The sequence below is a fragment of the Bradyrhizobium algeriense genome, from assembly GCF_036924595.1.
Classification (GTDB): Bacteria; Pseudomonadota; Alphaproteobacteria; order Rhizobiales; family Xanthobacteraceae; genus Bradyrhizobium; species Bradyrhizobium algeriense.
The window spans coordinates 1251730-1274191 of sequence record NZ_JAZHRV010000001.1 but is presented as its reverse complement, the minus strand read 5'-3'; the positions used below and the strand labels follow the sequence as shown (position 1 = coordinate 1274191).

Below are 22462 nucleotides of genomic sequence, written 5' to 3'. Positions count from 1 at the left end.
GCCGACGAACCGCCGGTCGTGCGCGAGCCGGACGAAGACTAGGGCGTGATGCTGTTAGGATTGGGCATGGGCCGAGTTTCGGAGATGGCGCATTCGGCGGGCATAATTGCTCGGAGGATTTCGCCAATTGTGATGCAGTTGGTTTCGGCCGAGCCTGCGACGGCCTTCGAAGGGCTCGAACGTGGCGAAGACTTGTCGATCGAATTCCGATTCGGCGAGTGAACGGACGTCGCGGTGGCGGCGGTTGATGTCTGGCCAGCCGCTTGGCCAATGTCCGCTTTTGCACGCCAGAAGCAGTCGAGCGGCATCGCTAACTCGGTAAGATGTTATCTGCTGATCAAGTAACCACCGACGAGCATGAGGCAAATTCCCACGCCCTTTTGTAGCATCTTCATACGGCCTATCGATTCCTTGGCCACGCGAGGAAAAGACAGTGTCAACACGATACCGAACGCAAAGACGAAAAGCGGCTGGAACGAATTCGCGAGAAGAACCAATGCGACGGGCGCCAGCAGGGTGGCGTAAAGCGTGACGGCTTCGCTGACGCTGAACAATGTCTTGCTCAACGCGATGAGGCCAACAGCACCGACTTTCGATTGCTTGAAGAGGTCGAGGAAATCTCTGCGGTAACTTGGAACGCAGACCAGGAAAGTCAAACCGGTCATCGTTTGGCCGACGAGTCCCCAAAAAAGCGAAACCCAAAAACCCTTGTCCACGGCGATCAGCTTGAAAATGACGCCATTTACCGCACTCAAGAAGCAAGCCCCCAGCATCAATGCCACAACGTTTCGCTTGAACCGTATTCCCCGCCGACCTAACTCAAACGACAATGCAAGCGCACCAACAATAATAACGAACGAACCCAATCCTTGAGCAAGCGTGATCGTTTCACTCAGAATGAAATAACCGAGGAAGTAAGCAAAAATGGGCACCGTCTGATAAAGCGGTGTGACGAAAGATGCCTCATCGATGTCGAGTGCGTAGAGATAGCAAACAGCGGCGAAGACGCTCGACATCCCGGTCGCGACAAGCGCAGTTCCTTGAACGAAGTTGACGTCGTACACGTCCGGCTGAATGAACAATACGATCGGGATCGCGACGCCGCTGAGCAGGGAAGAGAGTATGACAATGGATCCGATACTTTTCTGCTTGAGGTATCTCGACAGCAAAAACTTGTCGTTGTGATTGGCGCAAGCAAGCAGGAAGGGCGCCCACAGGGCGATAAAAAACCAGCTCATAAATCGATACTCCGCCAGGAGTTGTCTTCAGTTCCGCCGAGGGCGAAGACTGTGGCTGATCCGATTACCGGCCCCCGTCGTGTGTGTTCCACCGCGTCAGAAACGACCTCGAAAAATTATGCGGCGTCCAGATCCTATTCTTTTCCCCAGGCTCAAGCCTAGCACTTGCGGCCCTGCCAGGCGATGTGGCGCGGCATTCAACGTCCTCGAATTAGGACCGGATGGCGGCTTTGCAGACCGATTGCATCGACGCGCTAGGTTCCGCACGAGGGACAACTGCGGCGCGCGCCTACGCTTCGTAGATCGTGCCAGCCGGGAACTTAAGCGGAGCATTTGGAATTATTTGATTGCCGCCAGAGTCGGTTCTCGGCCTGTCATGTTGATGATACAGAAGCGAAATCCGACAACTTCTGCCGATCTCGCAGGCCGCCCGCTGCGGGGGCAGACACTTGGCACCGAACGACGAGCGCCTTGGTCGAGGTTTCGCGGTGTCAGGACCACTCCCTCATGCAACACCACGGACATCAGGTCTTTCTTTGATCGATGTGCGTCAACAGGATCTCCCGAGCAGCACGGTCACCCGCATCGGCTGCTCGAATACCGGCTCGAGCTTGTGCGAAACCTGGCTCGAATCCGACCCTCTGATGTGGTGCTAGACCTTGGTTGCGGCAATGGCCATCACCTCCTCGCTCTTGCACCTGAAGTAGCTCGTGGCATCGGGATTGATGTCTCGCCGGGCATGATCGCATTGGCGCGCGCTCGTCTTCGGAACTCAGCTTGGAAAGCCAATCTTACGTTTGAGGTGGGCAACGCCGAGGAGCTGAACGGAATCGCGGACCAGTCGGTCGATCTGGCGATTTGTATCGGTGCCTTCGAGCATATGCTAGACAAGCGAGCGGCGTTGGCAAGCATCTATAGGGTGCTGAAGATTGGTGGCCGTTTTTTCTGCCTGACACCGGATGCCGATTACGTTTGGTATCGGACGATAGCACCTATGTTGGGGTTTGGCACTAAGCACCTTTCTAGTGACCGAATACTGAATCGCGAAGAATTTTCCGTGCTGCTGGACCAAGCTGGGTTTCGCCGCAGTTGCTCTGCTCCCTGGACGTTCATTCCCAACGGAGACGTGCCTGCCCTCGTTGCGCTACTGCTCACCATGCTTGATGTCATCGGGCGGCACGCTCGATTGGATTCTTTTCGCGGCGGCCTCTCACTATGCGCCTGGAAGGACCTACCTAGCCACTAAAGGAATGGCCATCATGAAGACGGATATTGTTCGGCTTGCGGCTCGCGCAAATCAGTCTGACTTGGCGCAACCATCGCAGGATCCGCACCGTGCGCACGTTTCCATACAATGAACTGCACCTTGTGTTCGCCGTGCCGGGTGATCTCGCCACGCCGACCGGAGGTTATCGCTATGATCGACGCATCATCCAAGAGCTTCGGCGGCTCGGTTGGCACGTCGATGTCGCCAACATAGGCGACAGCTTTCCATTCCCGAGCATCGCGCAGCGCGCGACCGCGCTGGCGATACTGTCCGCGATGCCGGCCGGCTGTCCGATGGTCCTCGATGGGCTTGCATTCGGGGCCTTGCCCGAGGCCGGCGCGCTCCGATCCCGCACACCGCTCATCGCTCTGGTGCATCAACCGCTTGCTCTGCATTCCGGTCTAGACAGAACGCAGGCAGACGTCTTCCGCGAGAGCGAGCGCGCGGCGCTCGCTGCTGCCGCGCACGTCGTGGTCACGAGTGAGGCAACCGCCCGGATTGTGATTGCTGATTACGACGTCCCGGCTCAGCGCGTCAGCGTGGTCCGACCGGGTAATGACCCTGTTCCGTCAGCGCCCGGCAGCAACGATGGCGTCGTTCGGCTTCTCTCGATTGGTTCGGTGGTGCCGGACAAAGGATACGATCTGCTGATTGCTGCTCTAGTCACACTTGCCGACATGCCCTGGCGGCTGACGATCGCGGGTGACCGGACCCGCAACCCGGCCGCCGCCGCGCAGCTTGACGCCGACATCCGGACCTACGGCCTCGGCGACAGGGTCGCGGTGCTCGGTGCCGTGCCAGCTGAGCACATCATTGAACTCTATTTGGCATCCGACATATTTGTTCTCGCGTCGCGTTTCGAAGGGTATGGGATGGCGCTCGCCGACGCGATCGGGCACGGGCTTCCGGTCGTGTCGACCAGGGCGGGCGCGATCCCAGAAACAGTACCGCCGGAGGCCGGTCTGCTGGTGCCTGCGGACGATCCGATCGCATTGTCGCAGGCACTGCGCCGTCTGATCGGCGATCCGCATCAACGGCGGCGGCTTGCCGCGAATGCTCGCGCGGCAGCGGCTCAGCTCCCCACTTGGCAAGGTTCCGCCCGACTGTTTGCCAGGGCAATCGAGACGATCGGTAAATGAGTGGGGCTCGGCATCGTGTCACTAGTTTTGTCGTGTCCCTACTATGTCCGGTAGGCTTAATCTCGGAAATGCCGATTGTTGGTAGCCGCAAGCTGTGACCGCTCACCGGTTCACCGAGGCGGAGGATGTGATCCACCGATGTCTCCGGGATTCGGGCAAACCTACTTCTGGCGTCGTCGTGCGAGGTCCGCGGATGGAACTTCCAGGATGCGCGCCGATTGGTATTGAGGAACAAATGGAGTGATCAGTGCACGCGCGAGATCGCTCAGCGCCGGGTACGGAACGTTCGAGAGATGTCGGTGCGTTCAAGCTCGAGTCTCTTACCCAAACAGAGCAGTTCTATTCAAATGTCCTAAGGGATCTCCTCGAATCGGACCGTCCGTTCATGATCGGAGGCGGGTACGCCGTGAATCTTTATACCCAGGCGCGGTGCCCGACAAAGGACTTAGACATTTTTACGACTGCCGCGGAATTCCCCCGCCTGCTTTCTCACCTACAGCGGAACAATCGGGTATCGGCGGATGAGAGTTGGTTGGGAAAAGTTCACTGCGGTCGCAATTTCGTTGACGTCATCTTTGGTTCCAGCAATGGCGCCGTGCCGGTTCAGGAAGAGTGGTTTCAGTATGCAGCACAGGCTCAAGTGCTCGGGCATTGCGTGCCTGTGATCAACCCCACCGAGCTGATCTGGACCAAGGCGTTCATCCAGAAGCGGAACCGTCATGATGGCGTCGATATCGTCCATCTCATCCTTAAGCAGCGAGAGGCAATCGATTGGCAGCGCCTGATCATGTACATGAACCCACATTGGGAGATACTGCTTTGTCATCTGCTCATGTTTCGTTGGATCTATCCGAGTGAGCGAGATGCCATTCCAGATTGGCTGCTTGACGATCTTCTTGAACGATTGAGTCGGCAGCGGGAAGGTCGCCACCGGCGACGAAACTCTGCCGCGGTCGGTTGCTTTCCAGCTCCGATTATCGAAGTGCGACCGAGAAATGGGGCTTCCTGAACGGCGAAGACGAGTGCAGCAATGAACGATGATGCGAGTTCATTCACATTTGCAAGCATCGGCGATCTTCATGTGAAGGATGGGCAGTCGGGTTCGCTTCGTGAATTGTTTCAAGCAATCTCGAGGAGTGCCGGCGCCCTGGTCCTTTGCGGCGACCTCACTGATACCGGAACTCCGGCACAGGCGGAAATCCTCGCTAAAGAGCTGCGTGTCTGCTCTATCCCAGTAATTGGCGTCCTTGGGAATCACGATTACGAGACGGGACATGCCGACGAAGTGAAACGAATCCTTTGTGACGCGGGCGTACACCTGCTCGATGGCCAGGCAACCGAAGTTGATGGCGTGGCATTTATTGGTGTGAAGGGCTTTGCCGGCGGATTTGGTACACGAATGCTGAGCTCTTTCGGCGAGCCGGCGATCAAGACGTTTGTTGCCGAAGCGATGAATGAAGCGATGCGGCTGGAGAACATCATGCGCACGGTGAACAGCCGGCGCGCCGTCGTGGTCCTTCACTACGCCCCGGTTGTCGACACAGTAGAGGGTGAACCTCTCGAAATTTATCCCTTTCTCGGGTGCTCGCGCCTTGCAGAAACCATTGACCGCTTCAAGGTATGCGCCGTCGTGCATGGTCATGCGCATCGCGGGAAGTATGAGGGCCGCACGCCCGCCGGAGCGCGGGTATACAACGTCGCCATGGGCGTGCAGAAGCCTTCAGGCTTGCCCTATGCGCTCATTTCCGTCTGACGGTGGGAGTTCAGCTGAAAGCCCCTTGCATCGGGCGAGTCGTCTCTGGGCACAGTCACCCAAGTCCACGCGTACTTTGGATTTCTTGCCTTATCGCATTACCATTTCCTTCTGCCCGCTCGCGGCGTTGGGGCGGCCTTGCTTGGCTGTCGAGTATCGGTTCCTAGTTTGGATGATGTTCGTTGCGAACGCACAGGAGAATTGCAGTCGACGCCGTCACGGGTTCGTTGCCCTGGATCAATCCGGCCGCGGGTATCACTGCAGCAACGGCATCGGTGAAAAATGCATGATGACGAAGCCGATCACGGCATACAAAACCCTGCCACCTTTCAGGGCAAGGTGACCGCGAACAAAGAGAAGCGCCGCCAGATCGGGTGTGCCTGTAGCAAAGAGGTTATTCTTTTCATTCGCCAACGGGCGGTGCAGACTACCGCTTATAACACGTCAAGCCGTTGGGAATTCCAGTCCGAGATTTAAGAAAATGGCTGCTAGTGCGAGTACCGATATTGCCTCGGCCCTATGGTATCGCGGACCCGGACAGGTCGAGATTCGGCGGGAAGGGATGGCTCCGCCCCGCGCAGGCGAAGTACGCGTGAAAACCATCTATAGCGCAATCAGTCGGGGCACCGAATCACTGGTGTTTGGTGGGCGCGTACCCGTCAGCGAATTCGAGAGGATGCGCGCGCCATTCATGGCGGGTAGTTTTCCCTTTCCCGTCAAGTACGGCTACGCCGCCGTCGGACGGGTCGAGAGCGGCGGAGGCGCCTTGCAGGGCAAGAACGTCTTCGCGCTCTTCCCGCACCAGACCGCTTTCAACATCCCTGCGAGCGCAGCGGTCGCGCTTCCGGAGGACGTGCCAGCACGACGCGCGGTGCTGGCAGCCAACATGGAAACCGCGCTCAACGGTGTGTGGGATGCTACACCGGCACCAGCCGACCGCATCGCTGTCGTAGGGGCTGGCGTCGTCGGTTCTCTCGTCGCGTATTTGTGCGGGCGAATTCCTGGTACGGATGTCACGCTTGTCGATATCAATCCAGGTCGGGCGAAATTGGCAGAAACACTCGGGGTTAGTTTCGCTGAACCCGGGAAAGGAAGGGGTGACTGCGACCTCATCGTTCACGCCAGCGGTTCGCCCGATGGACTACGAACGGCGCTCGAACTAGGCGGAGACGAGGCTACTGTGCTCGAGATGAGTTGGTATGGTGACGCCGCAGTGACCGCAATCCTTGGCGGCTCCTTCCATAGCCGCCGGCTTCGGCTGATATCAAGCCAGGTCGGGCGCGTTGCCCCATCGCACCGTCCGCGCTGGACGCGCGTCCGCCGTCTCGCGGCCGCCGTCGCACTGCTCAACGATCAACGGCTCGACGCATTGCTGGCACCGGCGATTGCGTTTGGAGATTTGCCGGATCAACTGCCGGGAATTCTCGACGCCAAGACCGGCATACTCTGCCAACCCGTCGTTTACTCGTAAGGAGCTGCCTTGTTCACCGTCGAAGTTCGCGACCACATCATGATCGCTCATTCTTTCCGGGGCGCGGTTTTCGGACCCGCGCAGACGTTGCACGGGGCGACTTTCGTGGTCGATGCGGCCTTCATCGCGGACACCCTCGACATCAATGGAATTGTGATCGATATCGGCCGCGCCCACAATGCGCTTAAGGCGGTGCTGGTGCCACTCAACTACCGCAATCTCGACGACGTGCCCGAGTTCAAGGGCAGCAACACCACTACGGAATTTCTGTCCAAGTATATTTTCGACGGACTGGCGAAGCCGGCCCGAGCTGGCGAACTCGGCCGTCCCGGCCGGGAGCTCAAGGCCCTGCGCATCACGCTTTCAGAGTCACACGTCGCCCGCGCGCAATATGAGGCTCCCTTGTGGTGAACACGTCGTCTTCGCCGTGCGGTGGCAGCCTCCGTCTGTGAAATCGAACCGCTATCCCGGCCCGAAATCGACAACTGGCTGGTCAGACGAAAAGCCGCATTCCGCAAAGGCGTTTCAGCGGTGCGCGCAGGTCAGGTCGACTTCTTTGCCACACCGAGTACCACGCGCTGAGCCGACAGATCGCAATCAAACAGTACGTCATCCTCGATCATGTGCACGCGCACAGGCATACGGTGGGCCTGATCGGCCCGCTCGAGCGGCGGCAACTCGATGCCAGGGCCTCCGGCGCCCAACATGACGGGCGAGACGGTTATATGCAGACGATCGAGACATCGGGCCGCGATAAAGCGCGAAAGGGTGTCAGCGCCGCCCTCGATCAACACGCGGCGCATCCCTCTCCGCGTCAGCGAGGCAACGATGGCGGATGGAGCTATATTTCCATCTTGGGCCGGCAGGGTCACAACTTCAACCCCGGGATGCAGCGTGCAACGTGTGCCCTCTGCGGTGATTAGCAGGCGGCGAACACCATCATCGGCGAACAATCTCGCATTGGCCCCGAGGCGACCTCTTGGATCGATCACGGCACGCGCCGGCTGAGGGCCGGCGACTTGTCTGACCGTCAATTGCGGATCGTCAGCGACGGCAGTCCCAACGCCAATGACGACAATGTCGACGAGCGCACGCAGCCGATGGAGGTGTTCAATGCCAGCCGGGCAATTGATATACTTTGAATGGCCGCTAGCCGTCGCAATGCGTCCATCGAGCGATTGGCCGATCTGCCCCACAATCACGAGATCGTCCACTCCCCCGTTGCGCAACGGGCCAAACAGATCCGCCCAGGCTTGAGGAAGGGGTTGCTTTCCTCGACGAAAACGCTGGACAAAGCTCTCCCATGCATCGGAAGACGCGAATTCACGGGTGCGTAATTTGCCAAGCAACACGGCAGAGATCGAAATCCGGAACCTGTGAACGATCAATGCTACTATTGACCACTCGGCTGCAGAAATCCATCTGATTTCTAGCGGAATGATTCTGAATTCTCGGTGTTCTACGAACGCGCCCGGTAAAGGAAGGTCACCCGCGAATGAGCGCCGCGCATTCATCTGCAAATTCAGCCCTGCTTGGCAACGCGGAATGCATCAGTGTCAGCCGCGCCTTGAGTGAGCTACAGGCGCGAAGACCGATTCGTATTAGCGCATCCGGCGAATCCTTGCTCGCTTTGCCGATCGACGGGTTGGACGAACAACGCCTGGGTGATTTTGCAGACCTGTGCAGTCCGAATGCGCCAAAACTCGTCGTCACGCAACAGCGAGCCCGCTCGATCGGCACCAAGGCATCGACCGCAATGGCGTTATCGCTTTCGCCGGTGGTCGGCGTGAGCACCATCTTCGACCTCGCTGCCAGTGCTGAAAACGAGGGGCACTTTGTAGGAACGGTGGAGGCTGCAAGTCGTGCTGCCACGGCGGCAATCCGGCTCGCCAAGTTGAGCCGCAGCCTGCCGGCGGTGCTCGCAGCGAACGTGATGCCGAACCGCGACGACGACTTGATGGACTTGATCGTTACAGTCGAAGCGGACGCGGTCAATCGGTTTGCCGCGGACGCGACGAATGCATTTGCGCACGTGAGCGAAGCAACGATTCCATTGGCGTCAGGCACAGAGGCGCGCTTTGTCGTGTTTCGGGACCCTCTCGGCGCGGATCAGGTCGCCATCATTGTCGGAAAGCCAGATTTTACTCAACCTGTCCCGGTTCGGCTTCATTCGGCATGCCTGACCGGAGATGTGTTCGGCTCGCAGCGATGCGACTGTGGTGACCAGCTTCGGCTCGCCCTCGCCCGCCTAGAAAGCCTTGGCAGCGGCGTCATTCTATATATGGCGCAGGAAGGTCGTGGTATCGGCCTTGCGAACAAGATGAGAGCCTATCGGCTGCAGGACAGCGGGCTCGATACGCGTGATGCCAACACGACGCTCGGATTCGAAGACGATGAGCGCGACTACGGCGTTGCTGCGCTGATGCTGCGAACCCTGAATTGCACGCGGATCGTCCTGCTCACCAACAATCCAGCCAAGCTCGACGGACTCACAAAAGCCGGAATCGAGATCACTGCCCGCGTCGCGCTTCAAGCGCCGGTCACCCCCCACAACAGGCGGTACTTAACGACGAAGGCGGTACGCTCCGGTCACAAAATCATTAATCTGAAGGCTTCGGTTTGCAAAAAGTTCTAAGCTTGCGATTCTTCTATTCGCTTAAAAGCGATATCCTACCTTACGCGATGACATGCCAGGCCGCGTTTTGCGCCTTAATGATCTCGCATTCCGGTATCTCAATCTCATTTATCGGGGTAGGCCTGACCTGGTCCGCGCGTTTGCCGTGATCGCGCTTTTCTACCAACTCGAGCTGTATGGCGACGGCGCGATGTTTTCCTACGCAGATGCAGTCCGGGATGTTTGGGCGTTCCACTGGCATAACATTTCCAGCCGAACGTCAGTCTTGTTTACCTTGTCGAGGAACTAGCGGCGTCACGCAGCATTGAATCCGAGGGCCAGCTTCACGCAAATACTGGTCTAGCACGGTCTCGCCATTAAGCCCCAACCCCAAAGGTGGGACCGTGCTCCAAGGAGGAACGGTAATGGCTAAGCCGAGCGATAAAGAGATCGCTGCCAGGGCTTACAAGCTATGGGAGCAAAATGGTCGACCCGAGGGGCGAGACGAGGAGTTCTGGCGTCTGGCTGAGCAGGAGCTGCTAAACGAAGATAAATCTTCACCACTACGTACTCCCGACACTTTGTGACAGGGATAGACTCTGCTCGACCTACGTTGACATCGGGCGGGTCTACGAGAACTATACTCACCGCGCTTGGTCCGAATATGGCTGCATGTGTTGGGCCGGCGTGCTGTGCAAATGCAATGACGTTGAGCAGCCAGACACAAGCGAAGTGATCGAAACGGAAGAGAGAGTGCGTCATTGAATGGCACCAGCGAGGTGCGCCACGAGAATACTCGACGTCCAGAGTGCAGCCAACGTTTTCCTGTCTTAGCCGAACGTTGCCGTGAGTGTGATCCCGAACTCCCAGTGATCTACGCCACGGCTTCTCGCCCGTTGCACCTCATCCTGTGCCTGGCAACCTGTCCTTGCATAAACTCTATCACCTGAAAGAGATTGTGCAGGCCGTGAGGCAAGTGAGAGGAGCTCGGCCTGCATCGAATGGAGAGTAAGCTCAGCGCTCGCCCTTGCCGTTGCCATTGCGATTGGTGAAGCGGGCGTTTCCAAGGCCCGTGCCGATCGTAAGCACGCCCCAACGTTTCACGTCCCGCATGAAGGGTACTTCGGATAGCCCCTGCACCACGCCGTCGTTGTGCATGACGATGGCCGTGTCGTGCTCTCCGATCTGCGGGATGGCTTCGACCAGGCTTGCCGGCAGATTGAACTTACTGCTCTCCCAGTTGCCGGGCAGGTTCTGCGCGCCCTTCTCGATCGAGCCGTCGCTCCCGATGACGCCGGGGCAGGCGATGCCGATGAACGGCGCGAGCTTGAATCCATCCTTGTCCGCCTTCGCGACCAGGTCCTCGAGCATCTTGACGAGACGCTTCACCGCATCCTCACGGCTCGGCCCGTCGTCGGCATGGCGCCATTGCTCGGACTTCCACACGCTCGCCTTGGACAGGTCCGGTAACTTCTTGCTACGTGTTTCGATGACGCCGCAGCGGATGTTCGTACCGCCGATGTCGACGGCGAGGATGGAGTCATGCCCCTCGAAGATCCAGGAAGGAGCGAGGTGTAGCGCGCCAATAAGGCCTGCGTCGTCCGGGTGGTGGCGGATCGGCAGCATCTCGATCTTGAAGTCCTCGGCCTTAAGGATGATTTCGGTTCGTGCGATGGCGAGTTCGCCGAGCTGGCTGTCGCGAAAACCTCCACCCACCACGATGCGCTCGGTCTTCTGCCAGGCCTTGGTCTTGAGAAAGCGCCGCGTGACGTGGGCGAGCTCCTGGGCGAAGTCCTCGATGGCGCTGTGCACGACCGCCGAGGCTTCGGCGTCGTCGCCGACCAGAACGGTATCCAGCAACTTCTTGCTGATGTTTTCGGTCGGCTCCTTCCCGAAGGGGTCCTCGCCGGATTTGCGCATCGGTTTCCGCCACTTCTCGAGGATGTCCCGGAAGGCGCCCTTGCTGGCGCGGTCTCCCAAGAATCCTTCGTCGTCCTTCAGTTCGATGTTGAACGTGTCGATCTCCACCGACGCGAGGCGAGAGGCGCCGTGAGCGGCAATGCCGGTCGTCGTGATCTTTTCGTCGGCCATCCTGAACCTTCAAGCCGCGGGACAGCTGGCAGCTTGCATAAACTCGCGTGTCGAAACCCGGTTCCTCAGTCCGGCTTCGCCGGGTGCAGGGTCCGGGGATGACGGTCGTGCAGCAGTCGCGCCAGTTCCTCGCGCTCCGCGTCGTGCCCCTTCATCGCCGTCTCGAACAGCGCTTCCTGGATATCACGCGGCATGTCGCCCCACACGTCCATTGCAGCACGTCCCAGCAGATTGGCGAAGCGTTGTCCATCGGCCATCTCAGTACTCCGGTGCGCTCGTCATGGGACGGTAACCCCCACGGATCAGCGACGTTCCAATGCCATCATCGCGAAAGGAGACGTCGGCAAGCAGCCCGGCGGGACGTAGCGCCATGCCATCGATGGGCATCATCAAAGAGGCCGATGAAATGGCCGGCGAGATCGAAGACAAGGCCGCACTGGACACCGCCATCGTCGCGGACGCGCAGGCCGCCGAGCGCTGCGAAATGTGCCGTTACGGGGCGCGCGCTGAGAACTCGGTCACGACGAGATCGTGCGCTTCCTCCCGACCAACCTGAACAAAGAGAAGGCCGCAAACACCAAGCTCCATACCGTGGGCTGCGTCAGGGCATCAACGCGAAGGCTTCGACCGCGGCTTGATCCAGATCGTTCGATCAGCCCTAGCGGTTTCGTGAAATCGCGGGGCCGCTGGTTTTTCCCGCAGTTCGGCGCCCCCGCGCTGACCGCATCTTGCGACGCACGTACCAAGCCGCCACCGAGACGATCAGCCAGGCAAGCGACGCGCCGACAAAGGCGGCCGGGATGCTGCTTTCCACGATCAGCGAAAAGACAATCGCAAAGGCCAGCAGCCCGATTGCGCCGAGCGCCGCGCCAGCGGCGTCGAGCGCTGCTGCCTCTTTCCCGCGGCGCTCGCCGGCGAGACCCGCTTCCCGCTTGCGGCGGATTTCATGCTTCTCGATGAGCGTCGCGCTGGCGCAGAAGATGGCAGGAAGGGCGAGGAAGAGACCTCCGATGGATGCCCCATAACGGCTGCTGACGAGACCGGTGAAGATCGTCGCGGCGCCGCCGAGCGCGAAGCGCATCAGGTATTCGTACCAGCGGCCTTCCCGCAGCGATGACGGGGAAAAGCGGATCGGCGTCATGTCGGCCCTCCGACGAGGATCAGCAGGCCGACGGCGACGATCATCCAGACGACGAGCGACAGCAGCGTAGCGGGCGCCGCTCGCAAGCGCGCGCGAACGAGAAGATGGCAGACCACCACGCTGTAGACGCAAAGCGCGGTCGCTCCTGCCATCATCGAATGAGTTTGTAACGCTGCATAGCGGCGCCGTGCTGGTACACGGCGATACCCAGGGTGGCGAGCGCGACCGATGGCGCGGCTCCGAAGAGGCCGGCGAAGCTCTTGGGGTGCAGAACGTCACCAAGCATGGCGAAAGCCGATACGACGACGCCCCCGACGATGAAGCGGAGGAGGTACTCCGTCATTTCGCTTTCTTCCAGAGTTTCGACAGCGGCCCGCTGGTCCCGTAGACCGGATCCTTGCGCGGCGGCGGCACCTTCGGAATCGGCATGAGGGCACGCGGGCGGTCTTCGATCGTCGTGCACTCGTCGTACGTACCGGCCGGTGGGTAGGCGCCGACGACGAGGAAGTCGTCGTCAGCCGATAGGCACTGATGACCCGTGCCAGCGGGCAGGACAGCGACATCGCCGGCCTTCAACGTGAAGATTCGACCCTTTTTGCCACCGAAGCGGACGCGCCCCTTGCCGCGCGCGATGCCGAGCACCTCATGGATCCTGGAGTGATAGTGCACGTAGTCGTAAATGCCGTCGCGCCAGGTGTCGCCCCATCCGTTCGCTTCGAACAGGTCCTCGATTACTGCCGCCGGGTCGTGGCGCTCATCGAATTCGAAGGCGCCTCGATAGATGATCAGCGGCCATCGCGGATGATTGGGGACGAGACCATCGTCCTTGAAGCGGACGGCGTGGGGTTTTCTGGCCCGCGCGAGATCTGAAACCTTCCGCTTGCCGGGTCGCCGCAGACCTGTGGCGCGCTCCACGTATTCCTTCAGGTCTTCAAGAATCGGCATGATCGTCCTCCGTTAGCCGGTCCCCGACGGCGACCGTTGCTCGCGGTTCCGCGAAAGTCGGGACTGCGACGGCGGTCGCAGGCTTTCCGGCGCTTCGTCGGGATCGCGCCGCTTCAAAGAGCCGTTGTGCTTTGCGTAACTGTGGGTGACCTCCGCGCCCATCAAGATGATCTGGGACGTGTAGTAGACCCAGATCAGCACGACGACGATCGAGGCCGCGGCTCCGTAGGTCGATTCCAGCCCCTGCTTGCCGATGTAGAAGCCGATGGCCGCCTTCCCAATTTCAAAGAACAGCGCAGTGAGAGACGCGCCCAACCAGACGTCCCGCCAGCCGACGGAGACGTCGGGCAGCCACTTGAACATCATCGCGAAGAGCGCCATCACGACGACAAACGAAGTCAGCATGCTGATGACGTGTAGCGCTCCCTCTGGCAGGTAGGTAGCGGCGTATTTGCCGGCTGCTGCCAGGCCCGCGCTCACCAGTAGCGAGACCAGCAGAAGAAAGCCGAGCGCCAGTACCGCGGCGAACGACAGCACGTAATTACGGGCGAGGTGCCACAGCCCGGACTCCTCGGACTGCTCCACGTCCCAAACGACGTTGAGCGCATCCTTCAGCTGCACCACGACACCGATGGCGGCGAAGAGAAGTGCTCCGATGCCGAGGATGGTGGCAAGAACTCCCGCAGCGGGGCGGCTGGCTCCCGCCAGCATCGCCTCGACGGCCTTGGCTCCGGTGTCTCCGAGCATCTCCCTGATCGATGACATGACTTGAGAAGTGACGGCATCATGGCCGAAGAGCAGGCCGGCTACTGCGACGGCGATTACGATGATAGGGCCAAGCGAGAACACGGAGTAATATGCGAGGGCAGCCCCCTGCCTGGCATCCTTGTGGCTCGACCAGTTGGTCGCAGCCTCTTTCACCACCGCCCACCACATGTCCGATCCAATCGAGGCCGTCTCATTTCAATGAGCTATAAAGGCCGTCCGGATGGAATGTTCCTACGGCTAGGCCGAGCGGAACTAGCAGCTCCGCCGAAACGTTGCACCACATCGTTTTTGATCTCGAACCCGTACACCACGATCCTCGGCCACTGATGCGCCGTCCCGGCTACCATGACGTATGCCGGCAATCGGTAATACACGATGGAGATACCTTCCTGAGCAGCGGTCTGTACAAAAGTCACTTAGGAACTCGAGCTCCCTGACGTGGAAAATACGGATCGAACTGTCAGCCGAGTCAGGTTCAAGGTCCTTGTCAGTTGTCTTGGTCGCGACAGTTTGTGGCCTGACGATGATCACCCGCATCGGAGTCGTGCGGGCATTGAACCGCTGCCTGTATAAAGCGACGCGGGCTGCACGAACTGACAGACTGGCAGATAGCACTCAGCTACGGACCTTTTCTTGAGCTGAATCCATCGCATCCCTGCCTGCCTGCTTAACGCGATCGACAAATTCGGCGCCGGCGTCTCCAAGCTCAGCCTTCATCGTGTCGGAGGCCTCCCCGACGCTTTGCGATACAGCCCCAGCGCGGGCACTCAAATCTGCCTTCAAGCTGTCGCTGGCCTCGCCGATCCACTCGTCCTCAAGGCCGGACTTGGTTAATGCCCCAGCCATCGCGGCACCGATCGCCAAGCCGACCGCGCCAAGGACCAATGGCTGCCTTTCAAAGAGATCGGAAAGCGACGATTGCGCTTGAGCCAAAGTCTCCTTCCTAGGCATGACCTCGCTCAGACGGTCCCACATCTCCCGCGCGCCGCTGGCACCTTCGTCGAATCGATCGCTCAAAGTGTCTGCCGTCCCTGACATGGCGTCGGAGGCAGCACTTCTGGCGTGACGCAGCCCTTCGTGAAAGCCGCGCGACGCCTCGTCCTGCATTCGAGAAGCCCGATCACGGACGGAATCATAACCCTTCTCGAATGTCGAGGCCGCAGCGCGCTGACCGCGCGCGCCCATATCGGCAAGCGGCGCGGTAGCGGCGCTGACCGAACTGGCCGCGCTCTTCAGCTTGTCATTGCCTATCAATAGCCACAGTGCGCCACCTCCGATCAGGGCCGCAGCAAGCGGGTTGTCCCGGGCGGCCGCGGTAAGGACATCCATAAAATTTCCTTGCTTTCCGCTCATCGCACCATTCCCTTGACGGTATCCTTGTCCTTTTCGAGCTGGCGCAGCGTTTCGCGCGGCGCCAGATTTCGTGCGTCAAGCCGATTCATTCCGACCGCAAACAAGATTGCCGCAAGTACCGCGGCGACGATCGCGGAGATCAGATAGGAAACCGGCTGTGACCATCCTGCCGAGATCAAGGCCGCTGAAAGCGCAAGCAGCGCCATGACGATGGCGGGAATGACCAGGATGGCGCCGGCCGCAAACAAGCCGACGGCGCCACCAATTTGCTGAACCTTCTCGCCGAGTTCGGCCTTGGCGAGATCGATCTCGTTCTGAAACAGCTTGGCGAATTGCGAAAGGGCGTCGCCAAGCAGGTGCGAGATCGTGTGGAGATCGGTTTTCGTGCTCATGACGCCTCGCCGCGATGCGATGATGAGGAGGAAGTCTGGTTTCCGGACGCCTTCAGGAAACGGACGGCGGCGAAACCGGCGAGCACGGACAGCCCGAGAAACGCCGCAGGCTGCCGTTTCGCGAAATCCGTCGCGCCGTCGACGAGATCGCGAATGCTGCCGCTGCGGATCTTCTCGGCGGCCTCGTCGACATATTCAGCCGCGGAGTTGATGCTGCGGGCAGCAAATGGTGCGTCATTCTCGAACGCGCGCGCTGCATCCCGGATATTTCCAGCCAGCCGGCCGACGAAATCCGCGCCAGAGCGCTGTTGTTCACGAGCCTGATTCTGGAAATCATCCGCGGCTCCTGCCGCCACGCCCTTGGCGGCGTCGGCCGCCTCCTTGAATTTGTCGCGTGCGACTTCCGTCGAATCTTTTAGCGCGTCGCGGGCGCGTTGTTGCATCTTCGCACCGGCGTCCGCTGCTTGGTCTTTCAGGTTCTGGGACGTATCTGCGGTCTGCGAAGAATTCGTGTTCTGGGTGGAAAGGTCCAAATCGCTCATGGCGGCCTCTTTTCATTGTGCGGGGTACGGGAAGGATCGAACGCCGTCGTGACGACGTCGTCGGCCACTTCTTTGAGCTTGTCGGTCACCCCCTCGGTGATCCGGCTGGCGTGTCCTCCGAGGTCGGCGTCGGCAACGCTTTTTGCCGCGGCGTCGGCTGCCGAGAGCGCGGTGTCCTTGGCTGCCTCAAATCCGGATTGAGTAGCCGTACTGGCGGCGCGCTTCACCCGGTCGCTTGCTTTGCCCATCGTGCCCGCTTCAGCCCTGGTCGTGGGAAGCGAGGCGGCAAGGATCGCGCCGATCGCCACTCCAAGACCGCCAATCAGCGCGGCGTTGTCCCGGATCACCTTGCTTGCCGTTGGCGGAGCAGCGGTCGCTGCGGAGCGAGCCCGCTCTATCGTCTCTTTTGCCTTTTCCGAAGCTGCATCGATGCCAGCGCTGACCTTGCTGGTGACGGCATCGGCGGCCTGCGCTGCGCTTTCCCTCAAGTCACTAGCCATTCCACCGGCTGCATTCGCCGGTCCAGCCGCGGTATCCTGAGCTTCGCTGGCCATACCGGTTGCCTCGCCCTCGGCTTGGGAAATCGCTTTCCGCACGCCATCGCCGAGGGACTGCGCGCGGGCCGCTGTCTCATCCATCACTTCCCTGGCCTTCTCGATTCCAGGCGCGGCCGCTTCCGCGGCGCGGTCGCGAACGGTCTTCGAACCCAGCGCCAGTCCCGCGCCGATCATCAATAGCGGCAGCGGGAACCCGCGTGCCAACCGCAGCACGGGCACGGCAACTGCGGTCCCGGCGGCAATCGCCTGCATAGGATTGTCCATGGCTTGCTGCTTGAGCGCATAAAGCCAGCTATTGGTCTTATGACTGATGAATCCAGACACCTCGGCCTTGATGCCTTCGGGCGAGACCTTGTAACGGATGTCTTCTGCAGTGTCGGTGATCTGTTCCCTCAACCGATCGACGGTCGCCGCGAGTTGCGCGCGGCTTTGCTCGGAGCCCCGTCTTAGCTCCTCAACGGATCGTGTCATGTCGTTGCCACCCTGTGAGTTCGTGTTCGTGTTTCAAACCGAACTCACACGATGTTCAATTGTTCCTAGCGCGTCTGGCGGCCGCCGGGCTGCGCTCGTCATAGATCGCCTTCATCAATTCGGCGCCGAACAGAAAAATCTGCGCGGAGTAATACAGCTAGAACATAAGGACGATCAGCGCGCTCCCCGCGCCGTAGGCCGAACTCCGCGCGGCGCGACCGAGTACTATCCGATCAGCGATTTCCCCGAAGACGAACGGCAGAGCTGTGATAAATGCGCTCAGCGTACGTCGCCAGGGACTCGTCGTATCGAGCAGAACCCATAGACCGCTGTGAACAACAGCGTGAATATGGCGATCACCACCGTGTTAACGGCACTGCACGACCTTGCCTGGAGAAGCTGTTCCAGGTCGGATATTCCCCCGGTGCTGGCGGCCTATGACACGATCAGCATGGAGCCAAGCGCGTCCCCGAGGCCAAGGCTGGCGGCGCGCCTGGTAACGGGGCCTCCCGTCAGGATACCCCTCCCTTCTAACAGCCGTTGAATTCGCGCGCATAGCGATCGCCACGGCGTGGCCGATGCGTCGCCGCGGCTAATCACGGCCTTTCTACCCTTCAACGTGCCCGAGCCCTCGCGCCTCTTTTCGCCGTTATCAGGCCGCGGGTCCATTTTCGTTATTGAGCGGGCATCGGCTATCTTTGGTTCGGATAAGGCTGCTTTGGAGACTCGGGCGTCATGAATGGGTTGGCGAAGCCTCAATCGCCGCGGCGCAGAGCCCTCCCTTCTTTCGAAGTTGCTTCGCCCTATATGAATTCTGCCCTCAACCGCCCAACGAATGGATCACCGGATTGGCCGAGCAGCTTCCACTTTTTTCCGATCAATCGCCCGCTCCCAAGGGTCTGCGCTACGCCGTCGGGTTCGTCTCGCCGGTGATCGAACAGGACTTGATGGCGCGCATCGCGGAGCTTCCGTTGCAGCCGTTCCAGTTTGGCCAATATGAAGGCAAGCGGCGCGTGGCCTCATTCGGCTATCGCTACGATTACACCTTGCGGCGCCTGCAGGACGCCGATCCCATCCCCGAATGGCTGGCGCCGCTGATCGAGCGCGTCGAGGCCTTTGGTGGCGCGGGCACTCGGATAGCGCAAATTCTCTGCACCGAATACGACACGGGCGTCGGCATCGGCTGGCACCGCGACAAGCCGCATTTCGACCAGATTTTCGGATTGTCGCTGGGCTCGGCCTGCAAGTTCCGCTTTCGGCGGCCGGCAGGTGACAGATGGACCCGCTTCACGCTCGATGCAGCGCCGCGATCGATCTATCAGATGACCGGTGCCGCCAGATCGGATTGGGAGCACAGTATCCCTCCGGTGGAGGCGCCTCGCTATTCGATCACTTTCCGGACGATGACCCAGCAATCCTGAGAGCTGGCCGGTCTCCGTTGGTATATACTGGCCGCGCCTCACCCTTCCCGGACCACGATGACACGACGAATCGGCAGCGCCGATCTTCCCCTTCACGGCGGCCGTGTGCCGCCCTGGCTCGCGGAGCGCATGGCTTCGCTGGGCGCGATCATCACGCAAGCCGTGGTTCACCACTACGGCCGCGACGAATTCCTCCAGCGCCTGTCTCATCCGTTCTGGTTTCAATCCTTTGGTGCCGCCATGGGCTGATTGGCACTCGTCAGGCATCACCACGAGCGTGATTGGCGCGTTGAAGCGCGGTCTTGCCCCGTTGCAAGGTGAGCTCGGCATCTCCGTATGCGGCGGCCGAGGGAAGCATTCGCGCCGGACGCCGGAGGAATTGATGGCCCTCGCCGAACGCACGGGCTTCGACGGAACGGCGCTCACGCGTGCCTGTCGGCTGGTGGCCAAGGTCGACAGCGCCGCCGTCCAGGACGGCTTCGAACTTTATCTCCATGGCTTCTTCGTCTCCGATAACGGCAAGTGGACTGTCGTTCAGCAGGGAATGAATGGCGACAAAGGCCAGGCCCGACGCTACCACTGGCACTCCGAAAGCTTGCAAAGCTTCGTCGACGAGCCTCACAGCGCAATCGACGGACCCGGTCAGGGCGAGATCGTCAATCTGACCGATCATCGCGCGGAGAAATCCCGCAATGCACAGGTAAACCTCCTCAGCGCGCTTGGACCGGACGGAATCGCACGCGAATTTGCGGCGCTCTCAAACCAGAGAGCGGCGCAACCAGGATTGCCGCATCTCGTCATGCCCGCGCATCACGATGTCCGCGTCAGCGATGTGTTCACGCGCCGGCTGCATGGAACGCTGGCCGCCGCTGCCGAGCGCGGCCCGCTGGATTTTCCGGAACTGCTGCTGACGCCGGGCGTCGGTGCACGCACGGTGCAATCGCTGGCGATGGTCGCGGAAGTGATACACGGCGTACCGTATCGCTTTCGCGATCCTGCCCGTTTTTCCCTCGCCCATGGCGGCAAGGACCGCCATCCCTATCCCGTTCCGATCAAGGTCTACGATGAGACCATCCGTGTACTGAAGTCCGCGGTGCAGCGGGCAAAACTCGGACGCGATGAGGAAATGCAGGCCCTTAAGCGATTAGACGACCAAGCGCGCCGGTTGGAGCGAACCGCAACAGGGCCATCCTTTGAAGCGTTCGTCGCCAGCGAACGAAGCCGATCCGCCTCGCTTGACGGACGCTCGGTGCTAGGATGGGAAGCGGACCTTACCGGTCCTAAGAAGATCGCTCCAAACAAGTCTTGATAGATCGCGTCACCACGATGACTTCCGCGTGCCGGCTCTGCCATCTTAATGCTGCTGGCCAGCACGGCTGGCGCCGGCCTCGATTACGCGCTGCAGCATAGTCGGCTCGGGCGCCACGAGCCTTTGTGAAGTTCACCCAGGCTGGGACCGATGCGCCCGGCCCCCGCACCGCAGCGCGCTCATTTCGAGCTGCGCTGCATGGCGCGTTCCCCATTAACCGACCTTAGGTCCATGCTAGTTGGCACAAGGGAAATCTGGCATTGTGCATCGCACTTGACCGTGGGTCACGTGTCATGACGAAAAGCACCGCTGGCGACAGCTACAACGTTTTCCTCGTCGAGGACGAAGCGCTAATTCGGATGATTCATCATAATGCTGGAGGCGCTAGGCCATCGCATTTCTCAGCGGGGCCGGCCGGATAGCGCAAGCCATAGCGCTGGCGCGGACCGCTGAATTCGATTTTGCTATCCTCGATTCCGGCTCCCCGACAAGTTCTCATGCCTTCGCGCACGGCAGGTTACGCGTCAGCCCCGGCAGCCGAACCAGTCTCAAGGTCTCGTAGAGGTACTGGTCGGGGAAGCGATTGCCCCCTTGGCCTTGGACCCGATGCTTTCTGCATGTCAATGTTGGCGGTCAGTTGATTACGCCGATTGCCGAAATCGTCGAACTGCGAAAGCGGCCGATTATTTTCGCGACCGGGTATGCACCTGATGTAATTTCCGAGCCGGTCCGCGATCGGCCGGCGCTGCGCAAGCCATTCATGCTCGAAGAAACGCAAAAGGCATCACTCTCGCGATGGCGAGAGACGCCACCGGCTGACGCAGGAAGGCCCAGGCGTCATACGCGCCTAGGGCCGCCTCATTCGTTTGTATCTGCCTCAATCATATACTTCTCAAACAGTACTCTTGCGATAGGAGAGCGTTTCGTAGTGGCGCAAATATTCTTCCGCCATCCGCCTTGCGGTAAACCTTTTTTCGAAATGCGCTCGTACCCGTTGTCGATCGAGTTCACCGAGGCGTGCGATGGCCTGGTTGGCTTCCTCTTCGCTTGACACAACAAACCCCGTTATTCCGTCGTCAACGACTTCCGGTACGGAACCGGTCTTGAACGCAATAACGGGCGTGCCGCAGGCCATGGCCTCGATCATCACGAGGCCAAAAGGCTCAGGCCAATCGATTGGGAAGAGCAGCGCTGCGGCGCCGGCAAGAAACTGACGCTTGGTTTCGTCATTTACCTCGCCGGTAAGCTGGATTTGCTTGCCATCGACCTGCGGCTCAAGTCGTTCCTTGAAGTACCCCCGCTCGCCTCGCGGTACCTTTGCAGCAATATGAAGTGGCATTCCAGCTGCACGTGCAATGCGAATTGCGGCTTCCGGTCCTTTCTCTGCGGTGAGACGGCCGAGAAAAGCGAGGTACAAACCCCGTTCGAATGAAGGTTCGTACAGGTTGACCGGCAGCCCATGGTATACGGTGCCTATCCATTTCGCTTCGCGCAACGGGGCACGCTGGTTGTCCGATATCGACACGAAGGACGCGGCGGGAAATCGGCCGATCACATCGGGGAAACCCGGCAAATCCATTCGTCCGTGACAGGTGGTCAAAAAAGGGGTGCCTAGCCGACTGAGCAACGGAAGGTGCAGCCAATCGATATGCGCGTGGATCACGTCGAAATCAGCCGCTGTTCGTGCCACTTCTTCCAGCAAGGCCGCTTGAATCGCCGTTGGATCCGTGCGTGGCCGGCCAAGGCGAAGAGCGCGAGGCCATACAGCATTGAGCCGAGCCATTGTCACTGAATCCCCACTTGCGAAGAGGGTCACCTCATGGCCCAAGCTGATCAGTTCATCAATCAACCACGCAACGACGCGCTCGGTACCGCCATAAAGTTTTGGAGGTACACTTTCCGCTAACGGTGCTATCTGGCAAATTCGCATCGGCGCTTCACTTTTCAGGATATCCGCGTGTTTCGTTCTTTTTGTTAGCGGCCGCTGACC

General features: G+C 60.1%; 22 protein-coding genes and 3 pseudogenes. 11 read left to right on the top strand and 14 right to left on the bottom strand.

The genetic code is table 11. The features are described 5' to 3' along the window. Positions 1-326: 326 nt before the first annotated feature. Positions 327-1238, bottom strand: coding sequence for an EamA family transporter (locus V1286_RS06110; protein WP_334478250.1), 912 nt, complete (start codon positions 1236-1238; stop codon positions 327-329). A 118-nt stretch (positions 1239-1356) separates the two neighbouring features. Between V1286_RS06110 and V1286_RS06105 the strand changes: the two genes are divergently transcribed. From V1286_RS06105 to V1286_RS06090, 4 genes are all read left to right on the top strand, one after another. After that, a complete protein-coding gene (locus tag V1286_RS06105) occupies positions 1357-2484 on the top strand; it encodes a class I SAM-dependent methyltransferase (protein ID WP_334478248.1) in 1128 nt (375 codons plus the stop codon). A 26-nt stretch (positions 2485-2510) separates the two neighbouring features. Continuing rightward, positions 2511-3644, top strand: a complete 1134-nt coding sequence (locus V1286_RS06100) for a glycosyltransferase family 4 protein (RefSeq protein ID WP_334478246.1) — start codon at positions 2511-2513, stop codon at positions 3642-3644. A gap of 406 nt (positions 3645-4050) precedes the next feature. Next, a complete protein-coding gene (locus V1286_RS06095; protein ID WP_334478245.1) occupies positions 4051-4653 on the top strand; it encodes a hypothetical protein in 603 nt (200 codons plus the stop codon). Positions 4654-4674: 21 nt separating this feature from the next. After that, entirely contained in the window at positions 4675-5397 is a 723-nt protein-coding gene (locus V1286_RS06090) for a metallophosphoesterase family protein (RefSeq protein WP_334478243.1), read from the top strand. Between the two features lie 255 nt (positions 5398-5652). Here the strand turns inward: V1286_RS06090 and V1286_RS06085 are convergent, their stop codons facing one another. Next, entirely contained in the window at positions 5653-5811 is a 159-nt protein-coding gene (locus V1286_RS06085) for a hypothetical protein (protein ID WP_334478241.1), read from the bottom strand. Between the two features lie 178 nt (positions 5812-5989). On the opposite strand from V1286_RS06085, the gene V1286_RS06080 reads away from it, so the two are divergent. Together V1286_RS06080 and V1286_RS06075 are read left to right on the top strand one after the other, a co-directional pair. Further along, positions 5990-6868, top strand: coding sequence for a zinc-dependent alcohol dehydrogenase (locus V1286_RS06080; RefSeq protein WP_334478239.1), 879 nt, complete (start codon positions 5990-5992; stop codon positions 6866-6868). Between the two features lie 9 nt (positions 6869-6877). Continuing rightward, on the top strand, positions 6878-7279 hold the full coding sequence (locus V1286_RS06075) for a 6-pyruvoyl trahydropterin synthase family protein (protein ID WP_334478237.1): 402 nt from the start codon (positions 6878-6880) through the stop codon (positions 7277-7279). 131 nt (positions 7280-7410) lie between these two features. Here V1286_RS06075 and V1286_RS06070 read toward each other — a convergent pair whose 3' ends face one another. Continuing rightward, on the bottom strand, positions 7411-8382 hold the full coding sequence (locus V1286_RS06070) for a RibD family protein (RefSeq protein WP_334478235.1): 972 nt from the start codon (positions 8380-8382) through the stop codon (positions 7411-7413). Here V1286_RS06070 and V1286_RS06065 point away from each other — a divergent pair. Both V1286_RS06065 and V1286_RS06060 read left to right on the top strand, forming a co-directional pair. Continuing rightward, positions 8364-9503, top strand: a complete 1140-nt coding sequence (locus V1286_RS06065; protein WP_334478234.1) for a GTP cyclohydrolase II — start codon at positions 8364-8366, stop codon at positions 9501-9503. The two genes, V1286_RS06070 and V1286_RS06065, sit on opposite strands and share 19 nt — an antisense overlap. A gap of 404 nt (positions 9504-9907) precedes the next feature. Then, positions 9908-10069, top strand: a complete 162-nt coding sequence (locus V1286_RS06060) for a DUF2934 domain-containing protein (RefSeq protein WP_247784699.1) — start codon at positions 9908-9910, stop codon at positions 10067-10069. A 427-nt stretch (positions 10070-10496) separates the two neighbouring features. Here V1286_RS06060 and V1286_RS06055 read toward each other — a convergent pair whose 3' ends face one another. Further along, positions 10497-11573, bottom strand: coding sequence for an ROK family protein (locus V1286_RS06055; protein ID WP_334478231.1), 1077 nt, complete (start codon positions 11571-11573; stop codon positions 10497-10499). 65 nt (positions 11574-11638) lie between these two features. Continuing rightward, positions 11639-11830: a hypothetical protein gene (locus V1286_RS06050; RefSeq protein WP_247784697.1), complete on the bottom strand. Its 192-nt coding sequence runs from the start codon at positions 11828-11830 to the stop codon at positions 11639-11641. 125 nt (positions 11831-11955) lie between these two features. Here V1286_RS06050 and V1286_RS06045 point away from each other — a divergent pair. Further along, positions 11956-12211 (top strand): annotated as a pseudogene (locus V1286_RS06045) (DUF892 family protein); the annotation flags it as partial. 20 nt (positions 12212-12231) lie between these two features. Here the strand turns inward: V1286_RS06045 and V1286_RS06040 are convergent. From V1286_RS06040 to V1286_RS06005, 8 genes and pseudogenes are all read right to left on the bottom strand, one after another. Then, positions 12232-12714 (bottom strand): DUF3147 family protein, encoded by a 483-nt coding sequence (locus V1286_RS06040; protein ID WP_334478228.1) that lies wholly within the window; start codon positions 12712-12714, stop codon positions 12232-12234. Then, positions 12711-13057 (bottom strand): annotated as a pseudogene (locus V1286_RS06035) (DUF3147 family protein). The gene V1286_RS06040 and the pseudogene V1286_RS06035 overlap by 4 nt, the downstream one beginning before the upstream one ends. Then, positions 13054-13659, bottom strand: a complete 606-nt coding sequence (locus V1286_RS06030) for a cupin domain-containing protein (RefSeq protein WP_334478226.1) — start codon at positions 13657-13659, stop codon at positions 13054-13056. The pseudogene V1286_RS06035 and the gene V1286_RS06030 overlap by 4 nt, the downstream one beginning before the upstream one ends. A gap of 12 nt (positions 13660-13671) precedes the next feature. Further along, positions 13672-14595 (bottom strand): YihY/virulence factor BrkB family protein, encoded by a 924-nt coding sequence (locus tag V1286_RS06025; protein WP_334478224.1) that lies wholly within the window; start codon positions 14593-14595, stop codon positions 13672-13674. Positions 14596-15042: 447 nt separating this feature from the next. Then, the gene (locus V1286_RS06020; RefSeq protein WP_334478222.1) at positions 15043-15780 is read right to left on the bottom strand and encodes a hypothetical protein; all 738 of its coding nucleotides are present in this window, start codon (positions 15778-15780) and stop codon (positions 15043-15045) included. Further along, a complete protein-coding gene (locus V1286_RS06015; protein WP_334478220.1) occupies positions 15777-16172 on the bottom strand; it encodes a phage holin family protein in 396 nt (131 codons plus the stop codon). Before V1286_RS06015 ends, V1286_RS06020 begins: the two co-directional genes overlap by 4 nt. Then, the gene (locus V1286_RS06010) at positions 16169-16714 is read right to left on the bottom strand and encodes a hypothetical protein (protein WP_334478219.1); all 546 of its coding nucleotides are present in this window, start codon (positions 16712-16714) and stop codon (positions 16169-16171) included. Before V1286_RS06010 ends, V1286_RS06015 begins: the two co-directional genes overlap by 4 nt. Then, entirely contained in the window at positions 16711-17742 is a 1032-nt protein-coding gene (locus V1286_RS06005; protein WP_334478218.1) for a DUF3618 domain-containing protein, read from the bottom strand. Before V1286_RS06005 ends, V1286_RS06010 begins: the two co-directional genes overlap by 4 nt. 848 nt (positions 17743-18590) lie before the next feature. Here V1286_RS06005 and V1286_RS06000 point away from each other — a divergent pair. Further along, complete coding sequence (locus V1286_RS06000; protein ID WP_334478217.1) at positions 18591-19163, top strand: alpha-ketoglutarate-dependent dioxygenase AlkB; 573 nt, start codon at positions 18591-18593, stop codon at positions 19161-19163. Positions 19164-19220: 57 nt separating this feature from the next. After that, positions 19221-20472: pseudogene (locus V1286_RS05995) on the top strand (DUF763 domain-containing protein). 892 nt (positions 20473-21364) lie between these two features. Here the strand turns inward: V1286_RS05995 and V1286_RS05990 are convergent. After that, the gene (locus tag V1286_RS05990; protein ID WP_334478215.1) at positions 21365-22402 is read right to left on the bottom strand and encodes a glycosyltransferase family 4 protein; all 1038 of its coding nucleotides are present in this window, start codon (positions 22400-22402) and stop codon (positions 21365-21367) included. Between the last annotated feature and the right edge of the window lie 60 nt (positions 22403-22462).